Origin of the sequence: Paenibacillus amylolyticus, assembly GCF_003719335.1 — a bacterium.
In the GTDB taxonomy this organism is placed as follows: domain Bacteria; phylum Bacillota; class Bacilli; order Paenibacillales; family Paenibacillaceae; genus Paenibacillus; species Paenibacillus amylolyticus_D.
This window is the reverse complement of the sequence record NZ_RIAS01000004.1, coordinates 451,706-478,000: the sequence shown is the minus strand read 5'-3', so window position 1 is coordinate 478,000 and position 26,295 is coordinate 451,706. Positions and strand designations below refer to the sequence as shown.

Genomic DNA, 26,295 nt, shown 5'->3' with positions numbered 1-26,295 from the left:
CCTCGGCGGCAAGCTCGGCTGCGCCGGCGCGTGGCGCCACAGCGGCAGCGCGCGGTGCGGCCTCTGCCGCCGCGGACGCGGGCCGCTCTGCGGCAAGCACGGCGGTGCCAGCACCGCGTGCCGGGCTTGCCGCAGGCGGGGTTGCCGCCCATGCGCCTGCGGGCGGCTGCCCTTGCGGAGCCGTGCCCGCTCCGGCGCTGGCGCCGCGCAGGGCTGGCTCCGCCGGTGGCGCGGCCTGGGCATCGCGGGCCGCGCCATCGCCCGCTGCCTCGCCGGAGGCGGCAGCGCGGGCTTCTTGTGCGCCGAGCGACCATGGCTCGGCTTCGGTGCGTAGCCGCTCATGGGGCCTGAGCGGCTGTTCCGCGGAGTTCAGCGTATACTTCCGCTGATATCCGCGCGGGGTGACCATGAGTCCTTCGTACATCATGGTCGAGGAATTACCGATAATCACGGTGGTTAACATACCGATATCGTGATTCAGCATCTCCTCCAGCGTTGTCATGACCACGTCCTGACGCTCCCGATATGCACTTTTGACCAAGCCAACAGGTGTCTTCGGATCACGGTAACGAAGCAACATCTCTTGCGTCTCTACAATCTGGCGTGTACGCCGTCCACTGCGGGGATTATACAGAGCAATAACAAAATCGGCCGAAGCCGCTGCCTCAACCCGCCGAATAATGGTTTCCCATGGTGTCAGATGATCGCTAAGGCTGATCGTACACGCATCATGCATAACAGGCGCACCAAGCAAGGACGCACACGATTGAATCGCCGACACGCCAGGAATAACCTCAACAGCTACGCCAGTATCCGGCTTCCAGCCTTGCTCAATGAGCACTTCGTACACAAGCCCTGCCATGCCATACACCCCGGCATCCCCACTGGAGATTACGGCAACAATATGGCCCGCTTCCGCTTGTCTAACCGCTTCCTGTGCCCGGCTGACTTCCTCCGTCATGCCTGTACGTACAATGGCTTGTCCATTCAACAAAGGCCTGATCAGATCCACATAGGTGTTATATCCAATGATGACCTCGCTCTCCTGCAACGCATCTAGTGCCCGTTTAGTTATGTGCTCCATCGCACCTGGACCGAAACCGATGATCAGCAGCTTGCCTTGCTTTTGCATACCGTTTTCCCCCTCACTCCACTTGTCATACGATTAACGCTCAACCTTGTTTATCTAAAAGGTCCACTTCAAGAAAGTTTCTCCTTAACGCCGATCCAAAGTTTTTGCAATACAGATTTGTTTCTTTCACCTCATTGCCCTGTAACTCATCATTTCTTCTGCTCAACTCGGCAACTTCGTTCCTGTCCGAAAAACAAAAAAATCCCATCCTAATCACGGATGAGATACGCATGTACTTACACTCGGGAAACTTGGCCTGTAATACCCCAAAATAAGGAATCACAGGCAACCATAACAGCCCATATGGAGCCTCACAGGACAAACCACAGTTTGTCCCTTTCCCGAACTTATCGTACACCACTCCTTTCCGCGAAGGGTTTGGTGACACATGCAAGGTAGGTCTCCTGGCTCTGGATCATTAGCGTCCTTTCCTGTCTTCCCCGTTGTACCGAGTGACTTTCATGGAAAACGCTTCACCATTACAGTGGCGGGACCGCTCGGGACTTGCACCCGATTCCCTGTTACCTCTTGCTTTATGCAAGAGCACCTTGCTGCTTTCATATTGTCTTCATCATACCATCGGTCAGGAAATAATGTCCACGCTTCTCAAGATTGTCCTCTACATTAATTTTGGATAAAAATGAAAAAAAGATCCCGATCCGTAAACGGATCAGAACCTTTACATATCATTACAGAGTAGAGCCACTTCGGGCATCTCTTGCCCTATGAATGCTCTCTTTATTATTCTTCCCGGACACCCACCGGATTCGCAGCAAAGTAACGTCCCAGTTCAACGATGAGCGCTCCCATCTTCTCCTCTTCCGGCACAACCAGCGCTTCAATGCCTTCCTCACGCATGGCATTCGCCGTAACTTTACCAACTGAGGCTGGGACTACTCCTTCTTTAAAGGCCGTCAGCATCTGCTGCAGCTTGCCTTGGGAAGTTGCATATTCCGTTAAGAATCGAACTTGCGGCCCACTTGTAAAAGCTACAGCCTCCAGCTTATGCTGAATGATCTCATTCAGCAGTTGCTCCAGCTCTGCCTCTTCCGGCGGTACGTGACGATACGGCAACACCTGTCGTACCACAGCCCCCTGTTCTTCTAACCAGCGAACCAGTTTAGGAGCCGTTTCCCCATGCAGCTGTAACATCACCTTTTTACCTGCCAGATCATGTGAGCCAAATTCCCGAATCAATCCGTCTGTACTACCATCATCATCTCGTACCAGAGGAGTCAACTTCAGTTTCTTGAGTGCATTCACTGTTTTGTATCCTCGGGCTGCAATACATGATTCAGCCAATACATTTCGAAGTTGTCCGGCTACATCCATGTCCTCAGCCATGTCGAACAAAGCATCTAGTCCCATACCCGTTGTAAAAATTGCCCAATCCGGCGGATCAGAAATCCAGGAAACCAGTCCATCTCGAATGTTACGATCATCCAGAAATACCGTGCCTTGTGCAGGACGCACAAGCGGGATTCCACCCATTTTCTCCACCAATAAAGACATCTCTTTGGACTTCCGCGGACCGGTTAAAGCGACGCGTACCCCTGCCAAATGTTGAGCCATTCATGTTCCCCCCGTTTATTAAGCCGAAAGTTCATCAATCTGACTACAGTATACAGGCTACTTGTACGGAGGGAAACCACGTCTGCTTGCTTTCCGGCCTCATTAGCTATAACGATTTTTTATGATTTTCATCAGGAAGGTTGCAAATTTCCGCCGCCATGTGATGTTTTACCTTTCTTCTCTATAGACTTTTCCGCTGACTTTTCACCAGACTTCTCTTCTGACTTCCCTTCAGAATGATCTGATTCACCAGATGCCTGCTCCTGCTTCTGTTCTCCTTCCTGCTGTTTGCCTCTGGATGCCCTCTCTCCCGATTCGGGGTTCGGGGCATATTGAGCTTTCTTTTTGCGCGGACGGAGGAACAGAAAAAAAACGATTGGAAATATCACCTCAAATACAATGGCAATCCATGTCCATTCACGAGTAAATCGATTTAGCTGGATCGCATTGCGGAAAAACCAGAAGGCACACACAAAACCCAGCAACGCAATCGGTCCGGTCAATACTTTCCCAGATACTTTGGGAATCATGCGTTTCAAACCCCAACACACAAAATACAGATCAAACGCAATCTTGGTAATGATACATGGCAAGGTTGCTGCCGCAAGCGCCAAGTCGAATCGGTCTAGAAAGTCACTAATCTGTAGCTGTCTTGCCAGCTCATACGATGGATACACAAGTCTTGAAGCAATCGGTACACCGATGGAAGTGATCGTTTCAATGACAATAAGCATCATGAGCAATCCTGTGACAATGTTACCTGTGAGAATGGATTTTACTCGGAAGTCACTTCCCTTGATCACAAAGGGTAAAACAATCATCTCTCCATAAAACGAGAAGAGATACCAACTTCCCGTCCCCACACCTGCAAAGTCAACATCGAAATAGGGCTTTAGGTTATCCAGATCGATCTGCTGAATCAGCATAAACGGCACGATGATGGAGTTTAGCAAAAAGAGCACTACATACAACTCCACCATGCCAATCAGGGAACCTAGCCCTCCCCGGACGATAAATATAGCCATGACAAGCAGAGAGAGTACGATAATCGATATCGGTGTTGTCTCCAGCAATGTGATACTTACATAGTCCCCTGTTAGCCGAATATCTCTCGCAAATACAAAGAAGAAAAACGCGATGTACATCAATCCGGCTACTCTTCCGAGAAAGGGAAATCGCGTCACTAACGATTCAAACAGATCCTTATCTGGAAAACGCCGCTGAACACGACTGAGCATCCACATCGATGTAAGCATAATCAGAACAACGGGTATGTAGCAAAGATAAGCATGCTGCTCTGCATAAAAGATGGCTTGTGCATGAGGTTGCAGCAGTGTCCCCGTAATACTAAGCAACATGAGCATCAAGACCATCTGCCTGTGCGTTACCTTCTGATTCATCCTGTACCTCCTTCCGTACCTATTTCTTGTATATCACGATGCCATATGCCACATCATCAAGGCATGGGCAGTAGACGTTGAATAACATGACTCATCCATACCGATACAAATACGGTTTTGTTCAACGTTGTAACATAGAACCAGATGCCTATTCCAAGCACAATGATTCCATAAGACAACCAGCGATTAATGGGTGCCGCTTGTTTCAGATGCCTGAAATCCATAATTAGCACCCCAATCACCATTGCCAGATAGGTGTACAGCAGCGGTTTAATCATGCACGATGTCCTCCTCTACGACTCCGATCGGTTTATTGACAATACCCACATTCTCAATAATGACATGCGGTTCCACACTTACTTGAACCTGCGGATAGATAACCTCCCAGCGATCTTTAATCTTGTCCCATTCCTTGGGTAACTGCCTATGGATGGAACGTCCGATGCCGATAATATCCGCTTTAAATTTCTTTTGAACCAACCTTACACCTTCCTCAATATCCTCTTTGATCTTCCGGTGCACGGCCTCATTCAGATTCAAAATCTCCTTCTCGCGCCTGTCACCATAATCCGATTCATTGTCCACAAGCACACCCTTGGCATACATCTTAATGGTTACACTCACTTTGCCATTCACAATCTTGGGGTGGAGGGACGAATTGTTCTCGTTTAATTTAATGAACAAATCTCCTTCTCCGCGCGGGGCCTTAATCATGACCTCGGGTTCATTCGCTTCGCCCATCGCAAGAATCAATGCATCAGCCGGAGCCTTGTCCATCATGCCCACCAGCTTGTCTTTTTTGAAAATAGCTAATCCGTCCAGTTTAATATTGGTCACAGCGCCTTTCCAACCCTGAGGTACACTGTCCGAAACAGATGCGATCGGCAGAAAAGGATCAACCCCTTCATCTAGAATGGAGTCTATAAACGTTTTAAGGGATCTTGGATTCCTCATATTAAGAAAACATAGTTCTCGCACCATCTCGGAAGGGAACTTCTCAATCGGTGCATCTGTGTCCATGACCTTATGTGCTTCACCTCTTGTAACAACAGGAAGTGCTGATAACCGATTAAGGGGATATCGGGTGAACAGATCAAGCATCGGGGCAACACCGTCACGTGCCAGTTCTTCACCAATAAGGATGGTACGGCGATGTGCATAATAAATGCGACGAGAGATTGACTTCTGACCCTCAAGCGTCGTCCCGCGTAGGGTACGAGCCGTGTTGGAGAGGATAAACCATGGTTTGTCACCGCTCGTTCCTCCACCGCCTCCTTCACTACCCGATGCCCCTGACTGTCCAGGAAGGGCAATCTGCAGACTGGATCGGTATTCATCACCTTCTTTATCAGCAGCAATCCCGATTACAAAGGCAATATCATTGATCTCTTCACGATCCCAGCAGCCCGAAAGCAGGCAAGTACACAGGATCAACGCTACGATAGCCTTATATCTAATCAAACACCGCATGGACTCACCATCCTTCCTCTGCTTCTGGCGAACCATTAATATCTCTAGCCATACGTTTGCGATCCCGGTGCACGGTTGAAGGGCGATTGATCATTTTCCACCAAGGTACCCGAACTAGAATATCTTTCGTATCCTTCTTATGGTATGGGCTCACCCCTGACAGATACGGCACACCAAATGACGTCATTTGTGTGAGATGCACGGAGATCATCACCAGACCAATGACAATCCCGTATAACCCTAACATGCCTGCCAGAAGCATGATTGGAAAACGCAACAGCCTTACGGTAATGGCAAAATTAAAGCGCGGAATGGTGAAGGATGCAATGCCCGTCATCGATACGATAATAACCATCGGGGCAGACACAATGCCTGCCTGCACCGCAGCTTGACCAATAACAAGGGCACCAAGGATACTGACAGCTTGCCCCACCGTTTTGGGTAACCTGACCCCGGCCTCCCGCAGCGCTTCAAAAGATAATTCCATAATGAGCGCTTCGATGAGTGCCGGGAAAGGGATGGCTTCCCGAGCACCGGCAATGCTGAGAATCAGAGTGGTTGGAAGCATGTCCTGATGGAAGGTCGTAATCGCGATATACAGAGCTGGCAGAAACAATGCAATAAACACAAATAAAAAGCGTATCCAACGGATTAAATTTGTAATGAAGAACCGTTCATAATAATCTTCACTCGCCTGTAACATCTGCCACATCGTTACAGGTGCAATCAATGCAAACGGTGTGCCGTCCACCATGATGGAGAACCGACCTTCCAGCAGATTCGCGGCAACCGTATCCGGGCGCTCCGAATAGTGCATCTGTGGAAACGGAGAATTCGGGTTATCCTCAATAAGCTCCTCGATATAACCGCTCTCCAGAACACCGTCTATTTCAATTTTCTCCAGACGCTTTTTAACATCCTGAATCAATTGGGGATCAGCGACCCCTTCCAGGTAGGCCAAAACGACATCCGTCTTGGTATCGGAGCCAAGCGTCATACTCACCATTTTGAGTGCTGGCGTCTTCATTTTGAAACGTAACAACGCTGTATTAACCCGCAGTGTCTCCGTAAATCCCTCCCGTGGCCCCCGGATGACCGACTCTGTCTGCGGCTCCTCTACGCCCCTTCTTACACCACCTTTGACATTAAACAGCCAGGCTTCAGCTTCTCCGTCCATAACCAGTAGTGCTGATGAGGCAAGGATGCCCTCGGTCGCAGCAGCCCAGGTCTGAACCCGCTTTACTTGAGTTAACTCAATCCGTGTATCATCAATAGGTACATCCGGCTCGTCTGTACGTTGCTGGATCAGCCCCCGAATAAGAGGGCGCAGCATATGCTCCTGAATATCGGCTGAATTCACGATCCCCTCAACGTATACGAGGAGTCCCTGCACCTCCGGTGTGATCATGACATTGCGGAACACCACGTCTGAGGAATTCGAGAAGATTTCTTTTAATGCCTGAATTTGATTTGTGTGGTTGGCACTGATTGGTTGCTTCAGAATAGGTGGGGACGGCAGTCCCAAGGGTACATATTTACTACTGTCATTGGTTGATGCTGAAGTTTTGGACTTATCGTTACCCTTTGATGATTTACCTTCCATATGCCGCCCCTCCATTCTTGGTTTTTATACAAGGTAGCTTGTGCCAGAAGGCAGGGAATTATGTGGTCTTTTTTTACAAAAAAAAGCCTTCCTCAAGGGAAGACTTAACGATCGAAACGATCAACTTGAAAACTGAACCATACATTTAAATCAATACTTACACCATGAACAGAATAACAAGCCTAGATCTTACGCTCGTCCTGATCGGTTAGTCTGCAAAATAGTCATCAGGTATATATTGAATTTCGGACTTGGCATAGATGGTAAGCATGCGCCGGTCGCTGTCATATTTTACGCGGTCGCCATCAACATAATACCAGTGCTTTGTCAGAGGACGGTCTTTGCGCTGTACGAAACGAAATACGTTTAATTCCTGTCTCAGCTCGATAATCTTCAAGGCGGTCTGTTCATCAAGTCCCGTTACAGTGAACAGGTATCCTGTTCCTTCCCGCTGAAAGCGATAAGATAACTCTGCATCCGTCTTGCTGTTCGCCAGTCCACGCCCGGTTACCCCATGTTTTACCATAAACCATTCCTGCTGTGCCATACGTATCGTTCCTCCTTTGATCTTGGAGTGGGAGTTTATTTCTTAATCAAGGCAGATCAATCAACATATAAAACGTATCCTCATGCCCTTCCAGCTTCATGGAAGAGGTCTGCTCCACACGTGCGGTATCTCCTGTATGCAGCACATGTTCATTCTGCAAGCCAAGCTTGCCCTCAATGGAGAAAATGTACATACGGCGACCTTCGTTCTGTTCAAAATCAAGCGTCTTCCCCTTCGACAACCGCCCAAGGTATATCGTCATGTCTTGATGAACCATGGCGATCCGTGGCCCACCCTCGGATGATGCTACAGGAACAAGAGCTCCTTCCAGAGCAGCTGTATCAAAAGAAGTCGTTTCGTAAGATGGCTGCAGCCCTTTCGTATGTGGCATAAACCACAACTGGAGGAGTCTAACCTCCTCGGTATCTGAGGCATTATGTTCCGTATGAATGACGCCGCTTCCTGCCGACATGCGCTGAATGCCGCCAAAGCCTGTTACGGCAACGTTACCCAGACTATCTTCATGTCTCAGCTTGCCATGCAGCACGATGGATACAATCTCCATATCACTGTGTGGATGTGCCCCAAAACCGCGACCTGGTGCGATGACATCATCATTAGCTACCCGCATGGGTCCAAAAGCTGTATTGTCCGGGTCCTGATACTCCCCAAAAGAAAAGCTGTGACTACCGCGCAACCAGCCCCGATCAAAACTGGAACGTGCTTCGGATGGAATGACTTTAATCATATCGCGCATCCTCCTCTAATTGGTTATCGTTCATGTGAAATCTTCTTATTTTTTCTTAGTAGCATACTTATTTTCATTATATCAAAAGTAAAGCTATTACGTCCAAACCAAAAAAAGTGAAGGTACTCTCCACCAAAAAAACTCTTTACCCGTCCGTCCGATCCGGCAATCACGTTACCTCATCGGACGGCAAGCAAAGAGCTTGGTCGCAGAAATTATGCTGCACTTCTATACTTTCCATTACACTTTTCTTTGGTTCTTTAGAGCATGCTTTTGATTATACTCAACATGGTATGACACATTCCCTAAATACAGATCAAGCACTCACATTTTGTTGACTGTTCTGACGTGTAGCTCCTTGCCGGTTAAACAGATAATCCAGCGCCAGAAAACGACTGCCTGTCAGGAGAAGAGTCAATGATCCTGCCATCAGCATGTAGTCGAACTCTGTTCCCATTAAAAACGGCTGACCCGCCTTGGCTGTGAACACTGCACCAACCATAACCGCGATGAACAACAAGGCAAACACACGTGTACCCAGGCCCAAGATCATGGCCGCGCCACCTGCCAGTTCAATGACTGCAACAACAGATGCCATAAAACCGGGAATGCCTATACTTTCGAAGAAACCAACCGTACCGCTAATTCCACCCTCGAACTTACTCCAGCCATGTAATAGAAAAATGAGTCCGATCATAATCCTTGAGAAAAAAAGTCCAATTTCAACGGTTTTGTTATTCATCATGTATCTCCCCATTTCATTCATAATTTTAGTCCTTATGGATTGCTTGATTCTTGGTCGTTTTCTATCCAATCGACCATACAAACAGAACAGACAATAACAGAAACACCGTTACAGAGATTAGAATGGCATATCGCGGTAAGCGCAGTGTAACATCACGTTCAGGGTCGAGCAGACGGGAAATGCGCACATTCACCGACGTATCGGCAAATGAGGACTGAATCGTCATCGTTCTTCCTTCCCCAGATGGCGTGCAGGCGCGGAGCAGTTTCAAGAGTGCACTGCCAATACCGGCGGCATTACCCGTACGTTCAATAGCTTCGTTATCTGCTAAAATCTCTCTGACGATGCGATATTGCTGTGACGTATGCTTCAGCACAGGGATATACGGCATCATCGTAGCAAATACCGAGAGCAATGTTGTTTTCAGTGGATCTCGATGCCACAGATGGTGAACCTCATGATACACGACAGCCTTCTCTTCATCCGTATCCAGCATACGGAGTAGTCCTGTGGAAAGTACGATGCAAGGGCGCCATAACCCGATGGTAAAGGCAACCGGAGAAGGCTTGTCCACAACGAGAAATCGGGGTTTCTTCAGATGCCTGTACCTTGCATTCAATTCTTCTGACCAAGCGCGAATCTCCATGGAGCGGAGCTTGGTTACCGCGGCACGCGTCTGGATAATTCGTGTAATCAACATCCAGCCTGTACCAGCGAAAGTCAGCAAAACCAGAAGCAACAGGAACTGACCTACAGACATCCACCCCATACGACTCATCCAGTGATTGCACAGCCATAGCAGATTCAACCGGATGTCCCATCCAAATATTTTGTACATCGCATACATGAGCATCTGCATGAACACGAGTACCGGAATACCCAACCCGACGGTGAACAAAATCTTGGAACGGGTCTTCCACATATTAATCGTTATCCTTTTTCCACTGCTTAATCTTCATTTCGAGACGTTCAATCAAGCCTTCATCGGCTTCATCTAACGCATCCAGCATGTGATTCACTGCCAGTGTTCCGAATTCATCCACCAATTCCTGGGACAGTTCCTTGGATTGATCGTTCATAAAGTCCTCCCTGCTTTGTACCGGCCGGTACAGCGATGTGCGGCCCTTCTGTGTTTTGCCGAGTAATCCCTTATCCACCAACCGATTCATCACAGTCATAACCGTATTGAAATTTACGTCTTTGTCTTGTTCCAGTGCCGTCTGTACTTCACGGATGCTGCTGCCGGGACGAGCCCACAATACTTCCATAATCTTGGCCTCGAGCGGTCCAAAAAAACGATTCAGTCCTCGCTCGCCTACTTTGAAATTGAGTATTCTCATATTCTGACACCCCTCACACTACCCATTGTAGTGTCCAGAAATGAGAAGTCAACCTCTATGTCAGGTATTTTATGTAAATGATTTGTAAAAATGTTTTTCATTTGTGTATAAAATAACATAAGAAAACCGGGATATTCTGCAAAATCGCAGTCATACCCGGCTCGTAAATGAACTTTGCCAAGCTGGCATAAAAACCAGCTATCTGATTGCGTGAGATGCGGGAAGTTCTCGCATCGACACGTGCTCTCGCTTTATTTTGGCATATGCGTAGAGATATCTACACCCAAGCCATGAGCCAGTCGACCACCCAGCTGCCCGTCAGCGCGGAAGAAGTGGCATAATGCTCGCATCTGGATATCTACCGGTACGGCTTTGAGATCATTCGTCAGATTGTCCAGCAGATGTTGCTGTTCTTCTGGTGTGAAGGAACGGAACAGTTCCCCTGCCTGCGTGTAATCATCTGTTTTCTCAATCTTTTCTCGTGTGACGTGCCCCTGTAATGGAACACGAGTTTCCCGATAAGCCGGATCTTCCTGTGGACTGTTACCTGAGCTGTTAGGCTCATAGTTTACGGGAGATGGGTCTTGGTTCACGTTCATGAGTCCGTCACGCTGATGATTGCGCACAGGTGCATACGGGCAGTTCACTGGAATTTGAAGATAGTTAGGTCCAAGACGGTGCCGCTGTGTATCCGGGTAAGAGAACAGACGACCCTGCAACAATTTATCTTCAGACGGCTCAATGCCTGGCACAACGGCGCTTGGTGAAAATGCGGCCTGCTCCACTTCCGCGAAGAAATTCTGAGGATTACGATTCAATGTCATGGTCCCTACCGTCTGGAACGGCAGTACATCCTCAGGCCATGTTTTGGTTGGGTCGAGCGGATCAAAAGAGAAATCATCCATCTGCTCCGGCTTCAGCAACTGTACTTGCAGCTTCCACTGCGGAAAATCACCATTCTTGATATGTTCATGCAGATCACGTGTTGCATGGTTGAAATCCTGCCCCTGAACTTCAGCAGCTTCCTGACGTGAGAAAGCGCGAACCCCTTGAACCGATTCCCATTTGTATTTTACATAGTGAACTTCGCCTTGGGCATTGATCCATTTAAATGCGTGTACCCCGAAACCATCCATTTCCCGGTAACTCGCAGGCGTTCCCAGATCAGAGAACAACCAGGTCATCATATGAGTTGATTCCGGGGAGAGGGTCATGAAATCCCAATATCGTGCCGGATCTTGAATGTTGGTATCTGGAGCCGGTTTGAGAGAGTGCACCATATCCGGAAATTTAATTGCATCACGAATGAAGAAAACAGGCAGATGGTTTCCCACAATGTCGTAGTTGCCTTCACGTGTATAAAATTTAACAGCAAACCCGCGAGGATCACGTGCGGTCTCCGGAGAACCCGTACCATGAATAACGGTTGAAAACCGTACAAGCACATCGGTTTCTGTGCCCGGCTCTTGCAGGAAATCAGCTGTCGTGTATGCCTTCATGCTCTGCTCCAGCTTGAACACCCCATGTGCCCCTGCACCCCTTGCATGGACAACGCGTTCAGGAATGCGCTCACGGTCAAAATGGGCGATTTTCTCGATCAGGTGGTAATCCTCCAACAAGGTTGGCCCTCTTCTACCTGCTGTGCGCGAATTTTGATTATCTCCTACCGGTGCTCCCTGGTTAGTTGTCAAACGATCTGTCATCCTGTCGTCCTCCTTATAATGGGTCTCATGTCTGCTGTATCTATCTACTAATTCCAATCATATTCGTTGTTCGCTCAAATATACATTTAGACTTGATCTAACTGTTAAATTGATTCTAACATGTCCTATTCCTTCGTTGCATGAGGTTCCCATGAGTTTAGGATGAGGTTGTCTGGACGAAAAATGAATTACACATGAAGAATACGAAGGGGGCTTCATATGATACTGGAAATCACAAAAAAACGCAGACCGATAACGGTCTACGTCATATTTCACCCTGGATGAGCATAATCAGTGGCACAGTAGTGACTGCTCCTCCATTATTTTTTTTGCTGTACGCAGTCATGTGCTTAGATCATCAGCTCTGACTACTATTTTTCGCATATACTTAATCCGCCAATCGGTAGCCTACGCCTCTTACCGTTACGATATACTGCGGGGACGACGCATTATCGCCCAATTTTTTGCGCAAGCTTTTGATATGAACATCTACCACATTGCTTCCGCCTGTAAAATCAGTCTCCCAGATATCACTAAGCATCTCTTCACGCGAGATGACTGCACCTTTGGCATCAATCAGCTTGAGCAGCAGATCATACTCCGTCTTGGTCAGATGAATGCGATCCTGATCACGCTGCACACTCATGCGTTCCCGATCCAGCACCAAGTCTTTGAATCCGATTCGCTGTCCCTCTTCTGGTAAAAAAGCTCGCTTGGGCATCACAGGACTGCTGCCAATCATGCGTTGTACCCGATATAGCGCCTCCTGCGGGCGTGCAGGCCATACAAGCAACTCCTCCTGAAGCATCGGTCCGCTTGCACTGCCAATCATCTTCTCCCCCACCAAGTAGAGACAAGGTGTCGTATGCTCTGCCTCGCGGTTCAACCGGCTGTGGATTCCTGTGAATGCATCAATCGTTCCGGCAACCGAGAGGTCATAGATCAGTAGATCAAAAACAAGGCGTTCATGGAGATCCGGTTCCCAGCGATGGAACACAAGTACGTCAAAACAGCTATCTGTCAGAGCCTTCACCAGTTCATGCACCTGACCCGGCATCGGGCTGATCAGAATGACACGTCTGGTTATCGGGCAGTTGTCCACGAGAGGTGCCGTTCCTGAATCTGCCAGCGCAGGTTTGACCCGAAGCGGCAAACGGCGGCCTGACCATTTCACTTTTACTTGACCCGTTTGGTTTTGCATTCCCCGCAGACACCTCCAAATACCACATGTGCATGATCTATTGAATAACCGGTTTCTGCCGCTACCTGCTTCATCCATTGTGGAGGAACTTCTGTCATCACCTCGTCCACTTTACCGCATACCTCACACATAATATGCTGGTGATCATCCATCCGGGCGTCATATCGGCTTGCTGTTTCGCCAAGTTTAAGCTCCCTGATCAGCTCTTTGTCTGTTAAATAGCGAAGAGAATTATATACGGTGCCATAAGCCAGATTATACCCCTGTTCCACGAGCCGATTCATTACATCGGCAGCTGTTGGATGGTCTTCTGATTTACGTACGACATCATACACCGCTTGCCGTTGTATCGTCAGATTTAACGTTTTCACAACCAAGTCCCCTTTTTTACTGATTTCAATTGTATATACATCTCGAACATTACGTTCGCTTTAGCTTTTTCATATCAAAATCCATTTTGATTTAGATTAAGTATAAATCTTAATGCATAGGGAAGTCAACATTGTCCCATCCGGCTATGTTTTGGAATTTTTATAGCGCATTAAAACCAAACCCTTCAAACATTTGGGATTATATGGTTCGCTCCCACAACGTTTTTCAGATAAAATAGAGGGATGTGCGTAAAAGGGGGGATGCTGGTTGTTAAGCACGTTTTTTGTCAATCTCTGTGTGATCATTTCCTTTCTGTACCTGTCAGGAATAATCGCCAAATACTACAGCATTCGTTTGCCTTTTCCCTCGCTTCGCGTTCAGCTAGTCGGTGGCTTTTTATTCGGTCTATACGGTACAGTGCTTATGAATTATTCTTTCCATATCAATGACAGTACCATTGTAGATCTGCGGCATTTGGCTGTGGTAACTGCAGCCGTATATCTTGGCGGACTCGCTTCGGTGATTACCGGAGTCATCATTGCCATCCTTCGTATCGTTATGTTTGGTATTACCTCAGCTGCCATTGATGCAGCATTCATCATGGTACTACTCGGGCTGGCTGGTGTGTACTTTGCCTACGCATCGTGGTCCAGATTAACCAAAATTATCACCATGAATCTCGTAGGCATGGCCCTGATATTTATTGTGCTATTGATGAACACGCCCAGCATGAATACATTGATGAAAGTATATCCCATACAGATGACTATCGCCTTTGCCGGCGGCCTTTTCATATATTTCATCGCGGAATTTATCAATAGATCCAACGAGATGTTATTTATGCTGGAACGCCGAGCCTCCACAGACCATCTGACGGACCTGAGCAATCGGCGGCAATTCGAACAGTCTCTCCAGTCTGAGCTTCAGCATGCAAAGCAGTATCATCAGAAGCTTTCCTTGCTGGTTATTGATATTGATCGATTCAAAAAGGTAAATGATACGTTTGGTCACTCTGCTGGAGATGCGGTATTGAAGCAGCTTGGGCAATTGCTTGTCGAACATGCGCGTTCCACGGATCTTGTTTCCCGTAACGGTGGAGAAGAATTTGCAATTTTATTGCTCGATTGCGGATATCATCAATCCATGGCTATTGCAGAATCTGTGCGGAAAGCCGTGGCCCGATCTCTTTTCATCTTGCCAGACGGGCAGAACGTAAAGCTCACCATCTCCATTGGTGTAGCCGTTTACCCTGATCACTGTGATGACCATGATGACAACGACCTGTTTGACCAAGCTGATCGGGCGCTGTATGAAGCTAAAAATACGGGACGCAACAAGGTATGCTCTCTATCGCCCCGCAATATCACGGTTGTAGATACCGATCCATTTTGAAATGATGAAAAGTCTTAACGTGCAAAAGGGATGTCTCACCTGCCTCAACCAAGGCAAGTGGACATCCCTTTCCTATACATTAATCAAATGAAGTTCTTACAGTTCCCTCTAGACAACGAGTCAGGCCAAAATTTGTTCAATCTCTGCAATAACACCAGCATCCAGCTTAATTCCAGAAGCTGCAGCATTTTCTTTAACCTGTTCCGGACGGCTCGCTCCAACAAGAGCACTGGAAACATTATTTTGCCGCAAGATCCAGGCCAGCGCCAGTTGTCCCACCTTCAGGTTCAGCTTGTCTGCAACTTCGACCAATTGGCGTACTTTGCCGATACGATCTGCGTTGATTTTCCCTTCATCCCAGCCAAGCTTGGCTGCACGGCTATTCTCGGGAATATCAGAGACAGATGTATACTTCCCTGTTAGCAGACCTTGTGCAAGCGGAGAATACACAACCTGTCCGATGCCTTTGCGTTCACCCAAAGGAATGATCTCGCTCTCAATATACCGATCAAACATATTATATACCGGTTGATTCACGACAATGCGATCCAGCAACAGACGATCTGCTGTGCCTAGCGCAGCTTCCATCTGAGCCGCTGTCCACTGGCTTACACCTACATACAACACTTTACCATGGCGCACCAGATCGTCCAGTGCACGAAGAGTCTCCTCAATCGGTGTCTCCTGATGATAACGATGGCAATAGTAGATATCGACATAATCAGTGCCAAGGCGATTCAAGCTGGCCTCACACTGCTCCATAATATGTTTGCGGGACAATCCGTGATCGTTAGGACCGTCACCCATTTTGTTAAACACTTTCGTTGCAAGCACGTAAGAGCTCCGTGAGTACGCTTTCAATGTTTGGCCAAGCAATACTTCGGCAGCGCCCCTCTCATAAGCATTGGCTGTATCAAAAAAGTTAATGCCTTCATCAAATGCCGTTTCAATTGATTTCACTGCATTTTCACGTTCCACATATCCTCCGTACGTCAACCAGCTGCCTAAGCTAATCTCACTTACTTTCAGTCCGCTTCCACCCAACCTGCGATAATCCATGAATGCATGTCCTCCTCAGAATGTAGAAATGATGAAGTTAAGTTCCATATGTTATTGTAACCCAACCTGAACAAATGGAAAGACATATAAATAGAATCTCGGGAAAATACGCAAAAAAGGCACACCGCGATGTGATGTGCCTTTGGTAACCTTGGTAGAGATATTCATCTTCTTAACTCGAATAGAAACATGCCTCTTTTTAACTTCAACAGAAAGCATGTTCTTCTAAAATTCAATAAGGGGATTAGCTTAGGTGACATATACAGATCATGGACAAATTTTTATGGCAAAATAATACTCAGTGCATTTAAAAGCTCAGTCTGCCGAACTGGCTTTGTCAGCACGGCATCAAAGACCTCCGTCTGCTGAATATCCATATGCATCCCATATGGAACGAGCACAATGACAGGCAAGGCTTCAATCTGCTGTTTCAGCGCAATCACGAAATCGACTGTAATGCCCTCACGCAAGCCCAGATCTACAACAGCCACATCCGGCTTGTAACCTTCCTCGATCCACTCATATGCGGTAGCTGAACCCGAAGTCATGCACACATCCATCTCCCATCTTCGCATCAAGGAGGATACCCCCTGCAAAATATCAGGATCTTTGGCGAGCAGCACTTTTTTGGCTTTCAAACGTTGTTGCACACTTGTGATTTGCGGCAAATCCCAATATCTACGTAATGGCAATGAGATCTGGAACTCTGTTTCGTCACCTTGCGGACTGTTCACCTGAATACGACCATGCATCAGAATGGCCAGATTCTGGCTGACTGCTAGCCCGAGATTGCTGCCAATCAGTTTCTCCGTACTGATCGTGTCCAGTTTGGCAGTAGAGGTCCGCAAACGGTTTTCGGATAACAGCTGCCCCGTGTATCTAACCCGTAGCAAGAGACGACTTGTATCCTCTGTTTCCTCGCCCCTCATCTCTGCTGTCACCAGCACAGCACCTTCCCGAGTCGAATCTATTGCGTATTGCATTACATGGCCCAACATCTGGCCAATCTTGATCTCATCACCAATGAAAACTTGCGATACATTCAGATTCAGGTTTAATCCCAGTTCTATCTTTTTGCTTGCGGCTGTTCCGGCATAGAGATAGACGGTGTTCTCAATGGTGCTGACCAAATCAAAGGGATCATCATGAATAACTGTTTTCCCTGCCTCATTGATGTTAAAGTTCATCATGTTGTTGAGCAGTGAAAGCAGAATATTACCGCTCGTTTCAATCATATTCACATACTCAGCTTGTTCCTCCGACATATCGGGTGTCCGCATCAGATCCGTTAATCCCAAAATGCCGTTCAGCGGATTACGAATCTCATGACTCATCAGTTTGAGCATTTGTGTCTTGGTCATGGCCTCGGATTCAGCACGTTCCTTCTCCGCCTGTAATTTCTCTTGTAGCTGTTCTGAATCGCTAAGTCTCTGCTCCTGAACGTGCAACGCACTCTCCAAGTCGACAACGTATCCCAGAAATACAGCCATGGCTTTCAGCGTCTTCATATCGGTTTCACTGATCTTATATCCTGGATCGTCCATTATGCATATCGTTCCGAAGGCTTCACCTGTTCTACGTACAATAGGTACTCCCACGAAAAATCGATTTCCCAATCCACCCGTGACATCCATTAATCGTGTCACAGAATGCCCGGTGGTCTCCGAAATGGTGACGACACTGTTATTGTCTCTCAAGACCAGGCTGCAGTAAGATTCCATAAACGGAAGTGCAGTCCCTTTGACAATCAATTCTTCCTTGCGGTTGAAGGCTTCCAGAATGAAATTGGTCACTCCATCATTCGTAGCTACGAAGATGGTATTCACTCTTAATATGCCACTTAATACGTCCACAATGTGGGACGCTGCTTCTTCAATATTTTCATAGAAGCCTTGGTTAACGCCTTCTACCGTCCCCATGATCCAACCCCTCTTTGTTTGTCTTGGCTGCTATATTAAATTCACCGATCAGAATGTTAATTCACATGCAGGGGTCTGCCGGGGAATCCGAACGATTGTCACAAACTATACTTATATGTTTAACACCACAGAAGTACAAGAGAATCATCCTGGTGCCTGTAACCTCTTTTCTCACCGAACAGATCTGAAAAAACGCTTCGATCCACGATATCTGTCTTGTAAGTTTATACTTGCAGGGTAAGTAGAAATTATACGCCTCTGTTTGACATTTGGGAACCTTAAACCCGCGCCAAATCCCGGAAGACGCTCTTCTTCCTCACAGGGGGTGTGATCATAATCACACCCAAAAAACCACATATAGTTTATAAATGGATAATATCAATCTACATGTAGTATATATCTCATATATTAATCCAATTATAATCTATTCAAAAATCATTTAGGAGGCACGTTTACATGACTATGCTAGAGCATGCCGCACCACCGGCAACCGATCTGTTATCTGACCTGGGAAGACGTATTATTGGCGCAGAAGACGCTGATACGCTGAGGGAGAATGCAAATCTGAATGGAGATTCCTTCAGCGGCAAGATGAGCAGGCTCGGATCGGAGACAGCCAAATGGCATGCCATGCGTCATGTATTGCCAGAAGCGCTTGCAGATGCGGTGGAGAATGGCGATCTGTATGTGCACGATCTGGATCAGTATGCCCTCGGAACAACCAACTGCATTTTTATTCCATTCGATCGATTGCTGGCTTCCGGCTTCAATACGGGGAATGGATCGGTTCGCACACCACAGACGATTATGTCTGCGATGGCTCTGGTCGCAATCATCTTTCAGTCGCAGCAAAACAGCCAGTACGGCGGCGTATCTGCCAACAAAATCGACTGGGATCTCGCACCTTATGTGCAGCGTTCATTCATAAAACATTTCCGCAAAGGGCAGCGGCTTTTTAATGAACAGGCTTTGCTCACGGACGAGCAGCTGCATCTGGACAGCACCGAAGCGAAGCAGCATTGCCCACATGCATTTGCTTTTGCATATGAAGAGACGGAGCTGGAAACAGGACAAGCTGCCGAATCTCTTATACATAACCTGAATACGATGAGCAGTCGGGCGGGCGGACAGATTCCCTTTACATCGCTGAACTATGGCATGTGTACATCAGCTGAGGGTCGTCTTGTGTCCCGCTCCCTGCTGGAAGCAACGATTCGTGGCCTTGGACATGGGGAAACGCCTGTATTTCCACAGCATATTTTTCAGTGCAAGCAAGGGGTTAATCAGGCCCAGGGCGACCCGAACTATGACTTATTCCGCCTGGCGGTAACCTGTTCTTCGCGGCGCATGTACCCTAACTTTGTCAATGTGGATGCAACGTTTAATTTACCTTTTTATCATCCGGAAGACCCGGACACGATCATTGCGACGATGGGCTGCCGCACACGTACCCTTGCGGATCGGTTTGGACGAAATCGGCAGAGTGGTAAAGGAAATCTGTCCTTCAATACCGTCAATCTGGTGAAGCTCGGGATTCGGTTTGGCATTTGCCAAAATCAGCGGGCTGTCGCGGATCGGGAAGGATTCTATGTGGCTCTGGATAAAATCATGCACAACGCTGTGGATGGTTTACTTCATCGGTATGCCATTCAGAAAAAACAGCCTGCCAAATCATCGGACTTCATGATGCGTGAGGGGGTATGGGAAGGCGGAGAGAAGCTGGAACCGGATGAGCCGGTTGCCGATCTGTTGAAACACGGCACGTTGTCTCTTGGATTTATCGGACTCGCCGAATGTATGACTGCTATGTATGGGCGCCATCATGGACAAGATATGCATGTGCATCGCGAGGCGCTGCATGTGATTCGCACGATGAGAGCGTTCTGTGATCGGATGAGTGAGTTGCATAACCTGAACGTTACGCTCTTTGCTACACCTGCTGAAGGTCTATCCGGCAAATTCACCAAATTAGACCGGGCACGGTACGGGCCCATCTCCGGTGTAAATGAGCGGGAATATTATACGAACTCATTCCATATTCCGGTCTATTATAACCTTCCAGCCTACCGTAAGATCGAACTGGAAGCTCCATTTCACGCTCTGTGTAATGCGGGAGCCATCTCTTATGTTGAACTTGACGGCAATGTACGGGCGAATACAGCAGCCTTTATGCGTATCGTACAGTACGCGCTGGCACAGGATATCGGTTACTTCTCGATTAACCATCCGATTGATCGCTGCCCTGAATGCGGGTATGAGGGGGCCATCGGTGATACCTGCCCAGAATGTGAAGTTCACGAAAATGAGGTTCACTTCCAGCGCTTGCGCCGTGTAACCGGTTATCTGACAGGAGATTACAAGGTACGCTTCAATGCTGCGAAGCAGGCCGAAGTGCGGGATCGGGTGAAACACCGGTGAATCTGTTTGGTTACATTCCCGAGTCGGTCAATGAAGGAACCGGCCTGCGTGCTGTGCTGTTTATCAGCGGATGCCGCCACGCATGTCCGGGCTGCTTCAGCCCGGATTCTTGGAGTTTCCGCGCAGGTGAACCCTTTACAGAAGAGTGGCAGCAGCAGATTTTGCAGGAGGTCACGAACCATCCGCTGCTGGATGGCGTGACGTTATGCGGGGGTGACCCCTTTTTCTCAGCAGCAGCATGTACTCGGTGGGTACGCCAGTTTCGGGATGCCCGTCCGGATCTGACAGTATGGGCGTACACGGGGTTTGATTACGAAGAACTCATTACCGACCCGGAGAGAGCCGCGCTTGCGCAGCTGTGTGACGTAATTATTGACGGACGATACGTTGCGGCAGAGCGCGATGTATCTCTGCCCTTCCGTGGAAGCCGTAATCAGCGTTTGATCGATGTACGGGCCACTCAGGCATCTGGAAACATCGTTACATTGCATCTCGGTGCAGTGTAACGATGTTTTTATTGTATACAGAAAAAACGAGCAATAAAGTGAACACCAAAAAGTAAAGCAGCCTCTGCTGCTGTTCGCATGTTCAGAGCCTGCTTCACTAACCCTCGTTATACCTGAAACCTTTGGATGACCTGATTCAGTTCGTAAGCCAAACTTCTCAGCTCGTGAGAGAGGCTTGATACTTCTTCCATCAGCGCCAGTTGTTCTTCCGAAGAAGCACGGGCCTTGTTCGCATTGTCGGATGAATCCGTGGCCACGGTACCCAGCTGTTCCAGGGAAGCTGCAATCTGATCACTGCTGGCTGACATTTGCTCGGAGGCGGCAGATACTTCGTAGACTTGTCCCGATACCTTTTGAATAGATTCGACGATCTGGCGGAAAGTTTCTGCCGTTACGACGGATGTCTCTGCTCCTTGTTTAGCGACATCCACCGACTCTTCAATGGAGGTCACTGCCTTCTCCGTATGATTCAGAATACCTTGCAAGATCTGGTCGATCTGATCGGAAGACTCTTTGGAGCGAGCCGAAAGCTTCTGAATCTCTTGTGCAACCACGGCAAAGCCTCTTCCTGTCTCCCCTGCTCTAGCTGCCTCAATGGAAGCATTCAGCGCAAGCAGGCTCGTCTGATCCGCAATATCCCGAATCATGGACATGATTCCACCGATGCTGCCGTTCAGTTGTTGAAGATCATGGAGAACGACAACCGTGCCTGACATGTTAAGTTCAATCTTCTGCATCTGATCGACCATCGTTGTAATATCTGCCTCGCCTCGGCTAGCGAGATCGGTTGTATCCGAAGCCAGTTCAGCAACCACCTGAGATGAATCAGCAATTCGTTTGATGCCAATGACCATTTCGCCAATGGATTCCTGGCATTCATTCGTGGATTGTCGTTGCTGTTCTGCCCCGGAGGACACCTGCAGCATCGATTCGGTAATCTCTTGTGAAGCTTCAGTGGTACGTTCTGAACTCATCTGAAGATCCGCAGCTGAGCGGGTCACACTCGCAGAAGTGGACTGAATGCCTGTAATCAGTTGCTGTAGACCCCCAAGCATATGATTAAATGCGTTGGCAGTTTGGCCGATCTCATTGTTATTGCGTACATCCAGGCTGACGGTCAGATTACCCTCGGCTGCCTGCTTCGATACGTCTGCCAGTTTCTGTAATGGTCGAAGTACAATTCGAGCCAGAATGACCATAACCAGAATCATGATGATTGCAATGGCAAATCCACTCCCCAGACTGTACAAAAACATCCACATCTGATCCTGCTTGACTTGGGCTGCGTCCAAATCCAGACCAAAAATAGCAATCGTCTTACCCGTATCATCTTTAATCGTGCTTAGATAGGTCACCCACGTCCCAGCAGTATCCGTGTAAGATTCTGTAAGAGCGGTTCCGTTCTGGAATACATGATCATATGTATCTTGAACTATATCTGGAATTTCATATTCGACACCGGGAACCATATCCATTTCATAGAGAGCCTGATTGACTTGCAACCCAGTTAAGATCTGTTTCCCATCACGTTCAATAATATCCGATTTGAATATATAGGCGTTTGCAATGGAGGCAACGCCTGTCATCGCATCGAGTTGTTCTTTCAATGACGTCAGTTCGGGAGATGTTGGGTTAGGTGAAGCCTCCAGTTGCTGATTCGCTTGTTCTACCCATTTATGGTTGAGCTGAAGCTGATTGGACAGCGCCTTACCTACCTGATTGATTTCTTCGTAGTAAGCCTGCTGACTTTGTTTGAAATTCAACACACTCATCAGGATGATCATTACAAACAAAATGATGGCAATCAGGACAGAACTGGTGAAAACTAAACTTCGATTGCGGAAGTAGCGTAACATTGGAGATTCCCCTTTTCCTTTACTTTTCTAGCTTACATATCCGTCCTGATAAAGAATGCGTTCGGGTTCGATTCCTTTCTCCACCTATGCCTATAGCATATGATATGAAACTATATAGTATATATCGTTATATAATTGTTATTTATGAATGGGGATTATGTAAAAATCAAAAAAGGCCCACCCGCAAAAACGGGTTGACCTCATACGTATAAAGAGTAGGAATAGAAGAAGATTAGTGACTTCTCACTCTATTCTTAACCTATTCCTAACCTCTTCTTATTCCATCCTGAAGGTTAACGAACTTCAAAATGACGAACACGGGCGCCCGCAGGTAACACCAGGAAGACATCCTGCACTCCTGATGCGCCTGTCAGTTCAACCTGTACCGTAGACCACCGCTGGGCACCGCCTTGTGCCAGTTCTACACGTCCTGCGATTATACCATCTGGCGCACCCAATCTCACCTCCAGCACACCTCCCTGCTGTTCTGAGGATAGACGTGCCACAAAAGCAGTGGCCCCGTTGCCGAGGTCGGCATCTTTAAAGACGATCCACCCCTGCTCCCCTATGACACGGACAGCTGTGCCGCCCTCTTTGCACTCATCCAGTTCCACACTCTGATAAGCATCATAGTTCTCGGCGCGTGTAGTCACACTCAGGTCACGAGCAGGTATGGTCTCTCCATCTATTTTTAGATCCGCGACCAACTGCACATCCGAGGAAGATTTGGCTGCCATAATCGAATAGATGCCCTCCTCCACTACATAGCGATCACGAGTAACATCCCAGATGGCCAGCTCCTGAACAGGCAGGTCAAAATGAACGGTTGCTGTTGCTCCAGCTTCAATATGAAGACGTCGGAATGCTTTTAGCGTTTTGAGTGGACGTTTCACTCGTGACTTGCCTGCGCGCACATACAACTGCACGACCTCGTCACTGGCGATTGAACTAGTATTCGTCACATCCACACGAATGGCAACGCGGTCGTCTTTTCCTGCTTGTGCAGGACTAACCTCCAGATTGCTGTATTTAAATGAAGCATAGGTCAGACCATGTCCGAACGGATATAACACATTTCCTTCAAAATATTGATACGTGCGACCCGCTTGGATAATGTCATAATCCCGGATATCAGGCAGTTGATCTTCCGATTGCACCCAGGTCATGTTCAGACGGCCCGCAGGTGCATAATCTCCGTACAATACGTCAGCTACTGCGTTCCCCAGCTCCTGTCCGGCGTGTGACGTATACAGGACGGCTGGAATATTCTCCTGAACCCAGTTGCAGGTAAATGGATAACTTCCTACAATCACCACTATGGTGCTCGGGTTAGCCTCATATACAGCCTTTACCAGTTGAAGCTGTGATTCAGCCAGCTCCAGACTTGGGCGATCCACTTCTTCTTTGCCGTTAACAAGCGGGTTGTTACCGACAAATACAATCGCTGTCTCGGCTTCTTTGGCTACAGCAACAGCTTCGTCAATCCCACTGGATGCGACATTTTGCTCGAATAGCTCTGCAACACCGAACGTTTTCAACTCTTCGGTCACCTTGAGTGCATCATGACCATCGTTCGATGCCGTCACGGTTTTACCATTCCATGTGGTAAGCCCCACACGACCATCCGCCTGTGGCAACAGATGAAATACTTCTTTGACAAACCAGCCGTATACTTCATTAGCCGAAGCTGTGACAGACTCTTCATCTGTGGTCAGGTATTTGCCGTTACTCTCCGCCTGCAACGTGTAACTGCCAAACCCCCAATCCGTCACCCGGAATATCTCGGCTTCTTCTGAAGCTTTCACTGCCATCTCAGATGAGCCTTCCGCTCTGGTTAGGCCCAGCTTTTGGCCACTTGCTGCAGATGTCAGCGTGATGCGATCGTCACCATCTTTGAAGGTAACATTATCACTGCCCACTTTGCCGCGAATGGCTTCCAGAGGCGTGATGCTGTAGGGTAGCGTACCCGCATACCAATCCCGATAGACCGTTCCGCCGAGCTGACCAATCACAGCTACTTTTCCTGCTTTTGTTTTGTCTAATGGAAGGGTGCCTTTATCGTTTTTGAGCAGTACCACTTGCTCTCTTGCCGCCCGGAGAGAAAGTGCTTTGGCCTTCTCCGTCATCATGGATTCCTCGCCAATTGCAGCGTACGGATTGCCTTCTTCCGGATCAAATTCACCTAGACGGAATCTCACACGGAATGTATTGAACAAAGCTTTGTCGATATCTTCCATGGTCAGGAGCCCCTGCTCCAGCCCTTCACGAAGCGCTTGTTTGGACAGTTCGGCATCATCGGTGATGCTGTCAATACCTGCTTTGACCGACTCTACCGTACCCGGTGTGTGTGAATCATAATACTTATGATCATTCTTGATGCCCATCACGTCGCCCGCATCACTGACGATAAATCCGTCCATCCCCCATTCACCTTTGACGATCTCGTTCACAAAAGGATGCAGTAGAGCCGGCGTGCCATTAATCGAGTTGTACGCTGTCATCATCGACTGTGCTCCGCCTTGCTTGAATGGCTTTTCAAATGCTTTCAAATAATATTCGCGCATATTGCGTGGATCAATGCTGGATGAACCGTTGCCACGATCCACTTCGTTGTTGTTGCCTAGGAAGTGTTTGAGCGTCGCTACGGCCTTGTAATACTTGGGATGGTCGCCCTGAATGCCTTTGACCAGTGCGGTTGTCAACTCTGCAGTCAGTTCCGGGTCCTCACCATACGCCTCTTCATTTCGTCCCCAGCGCGGGTCACGTTCCATATCCACCGTGGGTGCCCAGAGTGTAAGACCGTTGACGGCAGGATTGCGTTTATAAAATACACGCGCCTCGTCTCCGATAACGGAGCCGATCTCTTTCATCAGGTCTGTATCCCACGTACATGCCAGCCCTACAGGCTGTGGGAATGAGGTAGCTTCACCAAGCCATGCCAAGCCGTGAGCAGCTTCCGTTCCATGTTTGTAAGCAGCAACACCCAGGCGTTCTACGGCTGGCTGGTATTGCAGCATGGATTCAATTTTTTCATCGTCCGTCAAGCGGGACACAAGGTCCTTCACTCGATCGTTAAGTGCCATTGTTGTATCTTGAAACGGATATTTCGTTTGATGAGTTGTCATATCTAATCTCCCTTTAATGTATAGTGTAGAATTATGATAGCGAATACATTTTAATTCGTGGAAGTGGTCCATAACTTCTGAATTTTCTCTCCAAAATAAGTAAGAAACCTTTATAAATCACGATATATATATATTTCAAAAAATATAAACCATAAATCTAAAACGGTTTCGATAATCCTACTATAAA

Annotated in this window: 21 protein-coding genes and 1 riboswitch; of the genes, 3 read left to right on the top strand and 18 right to left on the bottom strand. The window is 47.9% G+C overall.

Annotated elements, in window-relative coordinates:
- The 14 genes from cobJ to EC604_RS10700 all read right to left on the bottom strand — a co-directional run.
- The coding region (gene cobJ / locus EC604_RS10770) for a precorrin-3B C(17)-methyltransferase (protein ID WP_240036786.1) at positions 1-1,132 on the bottom strand (1,132 nt) is incomplete at its 3' end.
- Positions 1,133-1,509: 377 nt separating this feature from the next.
- A riboswitch (cobalamin riboswitch) is annotated at positions 1,510-1,698 on the bottom strand.
- A 175-nt stretch (positions 1,699-1,873) separates the two neighbouring features.
- The gene (locus EC604_RS10760) at positions 1,874-2,704 is read right to left on the bottom strand and encodes a uroporphyrinogen-III synthase (protein ID WP_123064156.1); all 831 of its coding nucleotides are present in this window, start codon (positions 2,702-2,704) and stop codon (positions 1,874-1,876) included.
- A gap of 131 nt (positions 2,705-2,835) precedes the next feature.
- A complete protein-coding gene (locus tag EC604_RS10755) occupies positions 2,836-4,104 on the bottom strand; it encodes a GerAB/ArcD/ProY family transporter (protein ID WP_123064155.1) in 1,269 nt (422 codons plus the stop codon).
- 56 nt (positions 4,105-4,160) lie between these two features.
- On the bottom strand, positions 4,161-4,382 hold the full coding sequence (locus EC604_RS10750; protein ID WP_123064154.1) for a hypothetical protein: 222 nt from the start codon (positions 4,380-4,382) through the stop codon (positions 4,161-4,163).
- Positions 4,375-5,565, bottom strand: coding sequence for a Ger(x)C family spore germination protein (locus EC604_RS10745; protein ID WP_161556915.1), 1,191 nt, complete (start codon positions 5,563-5,565; stop codon positions 4,375-4,377). The genes EC604_RS10750 and EC604_RS10745 overlap by 8 nt, the downstream gene beginning before the upstream one ends.
- 13 nt (positions 5,566-5,578) lie before the next feature.
- Positions 5,579-7,177: a spore germination protein gene (locus tag EC604_RS10740; protein WP_123064152.1), complete on the bottom strand. Its 1,599-nt coding sequence runs from the start codon at positions 7,175-7,177 to the stop codon at positions 5,579-5,581.
- 208 nt (positions 7,178-7,385) lie between these two features.
- Positions 7,386-7,724, bottom strand: a complete 339-nt coding sequence (locus EC604_RS10735) for a hypothetical protein (protein WP_123064151.1) — start codon at positions 7,722-7,724, stop codon at positions 7,386-7,388.
- Between the two features lie 46 nt (positions 7,725-7,770).
- Positions 7,771-8,472 (bottom strand): pirin family protein, encoded by a 702-nt coding sequence (locus tag EC604_RS10730; protein WP_123064150.1) that lies wholly within the window; start codon positions 8,470-8,472, stop codon positions 7,771-7,773.
- A gap of 316 nt (positions 8,473-8,788) precedes the next feature.
- Positions 8,789-9,214: a DoxX family protein gene (locus EC604_RS10725; protein ID WP_123064149.1), complete on the bottom strand. Its 426-nt coding sequence runs from the start codon at positions 9,212-9,214 to the stop codon at positions 8,789-8,791.
- A gap of 64 nt (positions 9,215-9,278) precedes the next feature.
- Positions 9,279-10,139, bottom strand: coding sequence for a M56 family metallopeptidase (locus EC604_RS10720; protein ID WP_123064148.1), 861 nt, complete (start codon positions 10,137-10,139; stop codon positions 9,279-9,281).
- A 1-nt stretch (position 10,140) separates the two neighbouring features.
- Positions 10,141-10,557, bottom strand: a complete 417-nt coding sequence (locus EC604_RS10715; RefSeq protein ID WP_090924139.1) for a BlaI/MecI/CopY family transcriptional regulator — start codon at positions 10,555-10,557, stop codon at positions 10,141-10,143.
- A gap of 251 nt (positions 10,558-10,808) precedes the next feature.
- A complete protein-coding gene (locus EC604_RS10710; RefSeq protein WP_123064147.1) occupies positions 10,809-12,260 on the bottom strand; it encodes a catalase in 1,452 nt (483 codons plus the stop codon).
- 388 nt (positions 12,261-12,648) lie between these two features.
- Positions 12,649-13,461, bottom strand: coding sequence for a winged helix-turn-helix transcriptional regulator (locus tag EC604_RS10705; protein ID WP_123064146.1), 813 nt, complete (start codon positions 13,459-13,461; stop codon positions 12,649-12,651).
- Positions 13,437-13,832, bottom strand: coding sequence for a Fur family transcriptional regulator (locus tag EC604_RS10700; RefSeq protein ID WP_090924136.1), 396 nt, complete (start codon positions 13,830-13,832; stop codon positions 13,437-13,439). Before EC604_RS10700 ends, EC604_RS10705 begins: the two co-directional genes overlap by 25 nt.
- 268 nt (positions 13,833-14,100) lie before the next feature.
- On the opposite strand from EC604_RS10700, the gene EC604_RS10695 reads away from it, so the two are divergent.
- Positions 14,101-15,225: a GGDEF domain-containing protein gene (locus tag EC604_RS10695; protein WP_123064145.1), complete on the top strand. Its 1,125-nt coding sequence runs from the start codon at positions 14,101-14,103 to the stop codon at positions 15,223-15,225.
- A 120-nt stretch (positions 15,226-15,345) separates the two neighbouring features.
- On the opposite strand, the gene EC604_RS10690 is transcribed toward EC604_RS10695, so the two are convergent.
- Positions 15,346-16,284 (bottom strand): aldo/keto reductase family protein, encoded by a 939-nt coding sequence (locus EC604_RS10690; RefSeq protein ID WP_123064144.1) that lies wholly within the window; start codon positions 16,282-16,284, stop codon positions 15,346-15,348.
- Between the two features lie 281 nt (positions 16,285-16,565).
- On the bottom strand, positions 16,566-18,203 hold the full coding sequence (locus EC604_RS10685; RefSeq protein ID WP_123064143.1) for an ATP-binding response regulator: 1,638 nt from the start codon (positions 18,201-18,203) through the stop codon (positions 16,566-16,568).
- A gap of 456 nt (positions 18,204-18,659) precedes the next feature.
- Here EC604_RS10685 and EC604_RS10680 point away from each other — a divergent pair, with 456 nt between their 5' ends.
- Together EC604_RS10680 and nrdG are read left to right on the top strand one after the other, a co-directional pair.
- Positions 18,660-20,621 carry an anaerobic ribonucleoside triphosphate reductase gene (locus EC604_RS10680; RefSeq protein WP_123064142.1) on the top strand — a complete coding sequence of 654 codons (1,962 nt, stop codon included), beginning with the start codon at positions 18,660-18,662 and terminating at the stop codon, positions 20,619-20,621.
- A complete protein-coding gene (gene nrdG / locus EC604_RS10675) occupies positions 20,618-21,127 on the top strand; it encodes an anaerobic ribonucleoside-triphosphate reductase activating protein (protein ID WP_123064141.1) in 510 nt (169 codons plus the stop codon). Before EC604_RS10680 ends, nrdG begins: the two co-directional genes overlap by 4 nt.
- A 107-nt stretch (positions 21,128-21,234) precedes the next feature.
- Here nrdG and EC604_RS10670 read toward each other — a convergent pair whose 3' ends face one another.
- The gene (locus EC604_RS10670) at positions 21,235-22,983 is read right to left on the bottom strand and encodes a methyl-accepting chemotaxis protein (protein ID WP_123064140.1); all 1,749 of its coding nucleotides are present in this window, start codon (positions 22,981-22,983) and stop codon (positions 21,235-21,237) included.
- Positions 22,984-23,276: 293 nt separating this feature from the next.
- Positions 23,277-26,108, bottom strand: a complete 2,832-nt coding sequence (locus EC604_RS10665) for a glycoside hydrolase family 3 protein (protein ID WP_123064139.1) — start codon at positions 26,106-26,108, stop codon at positions 23,277-23,279.
- Positions 26,109-26,295 lie beyond the last annotated feature (187 nt).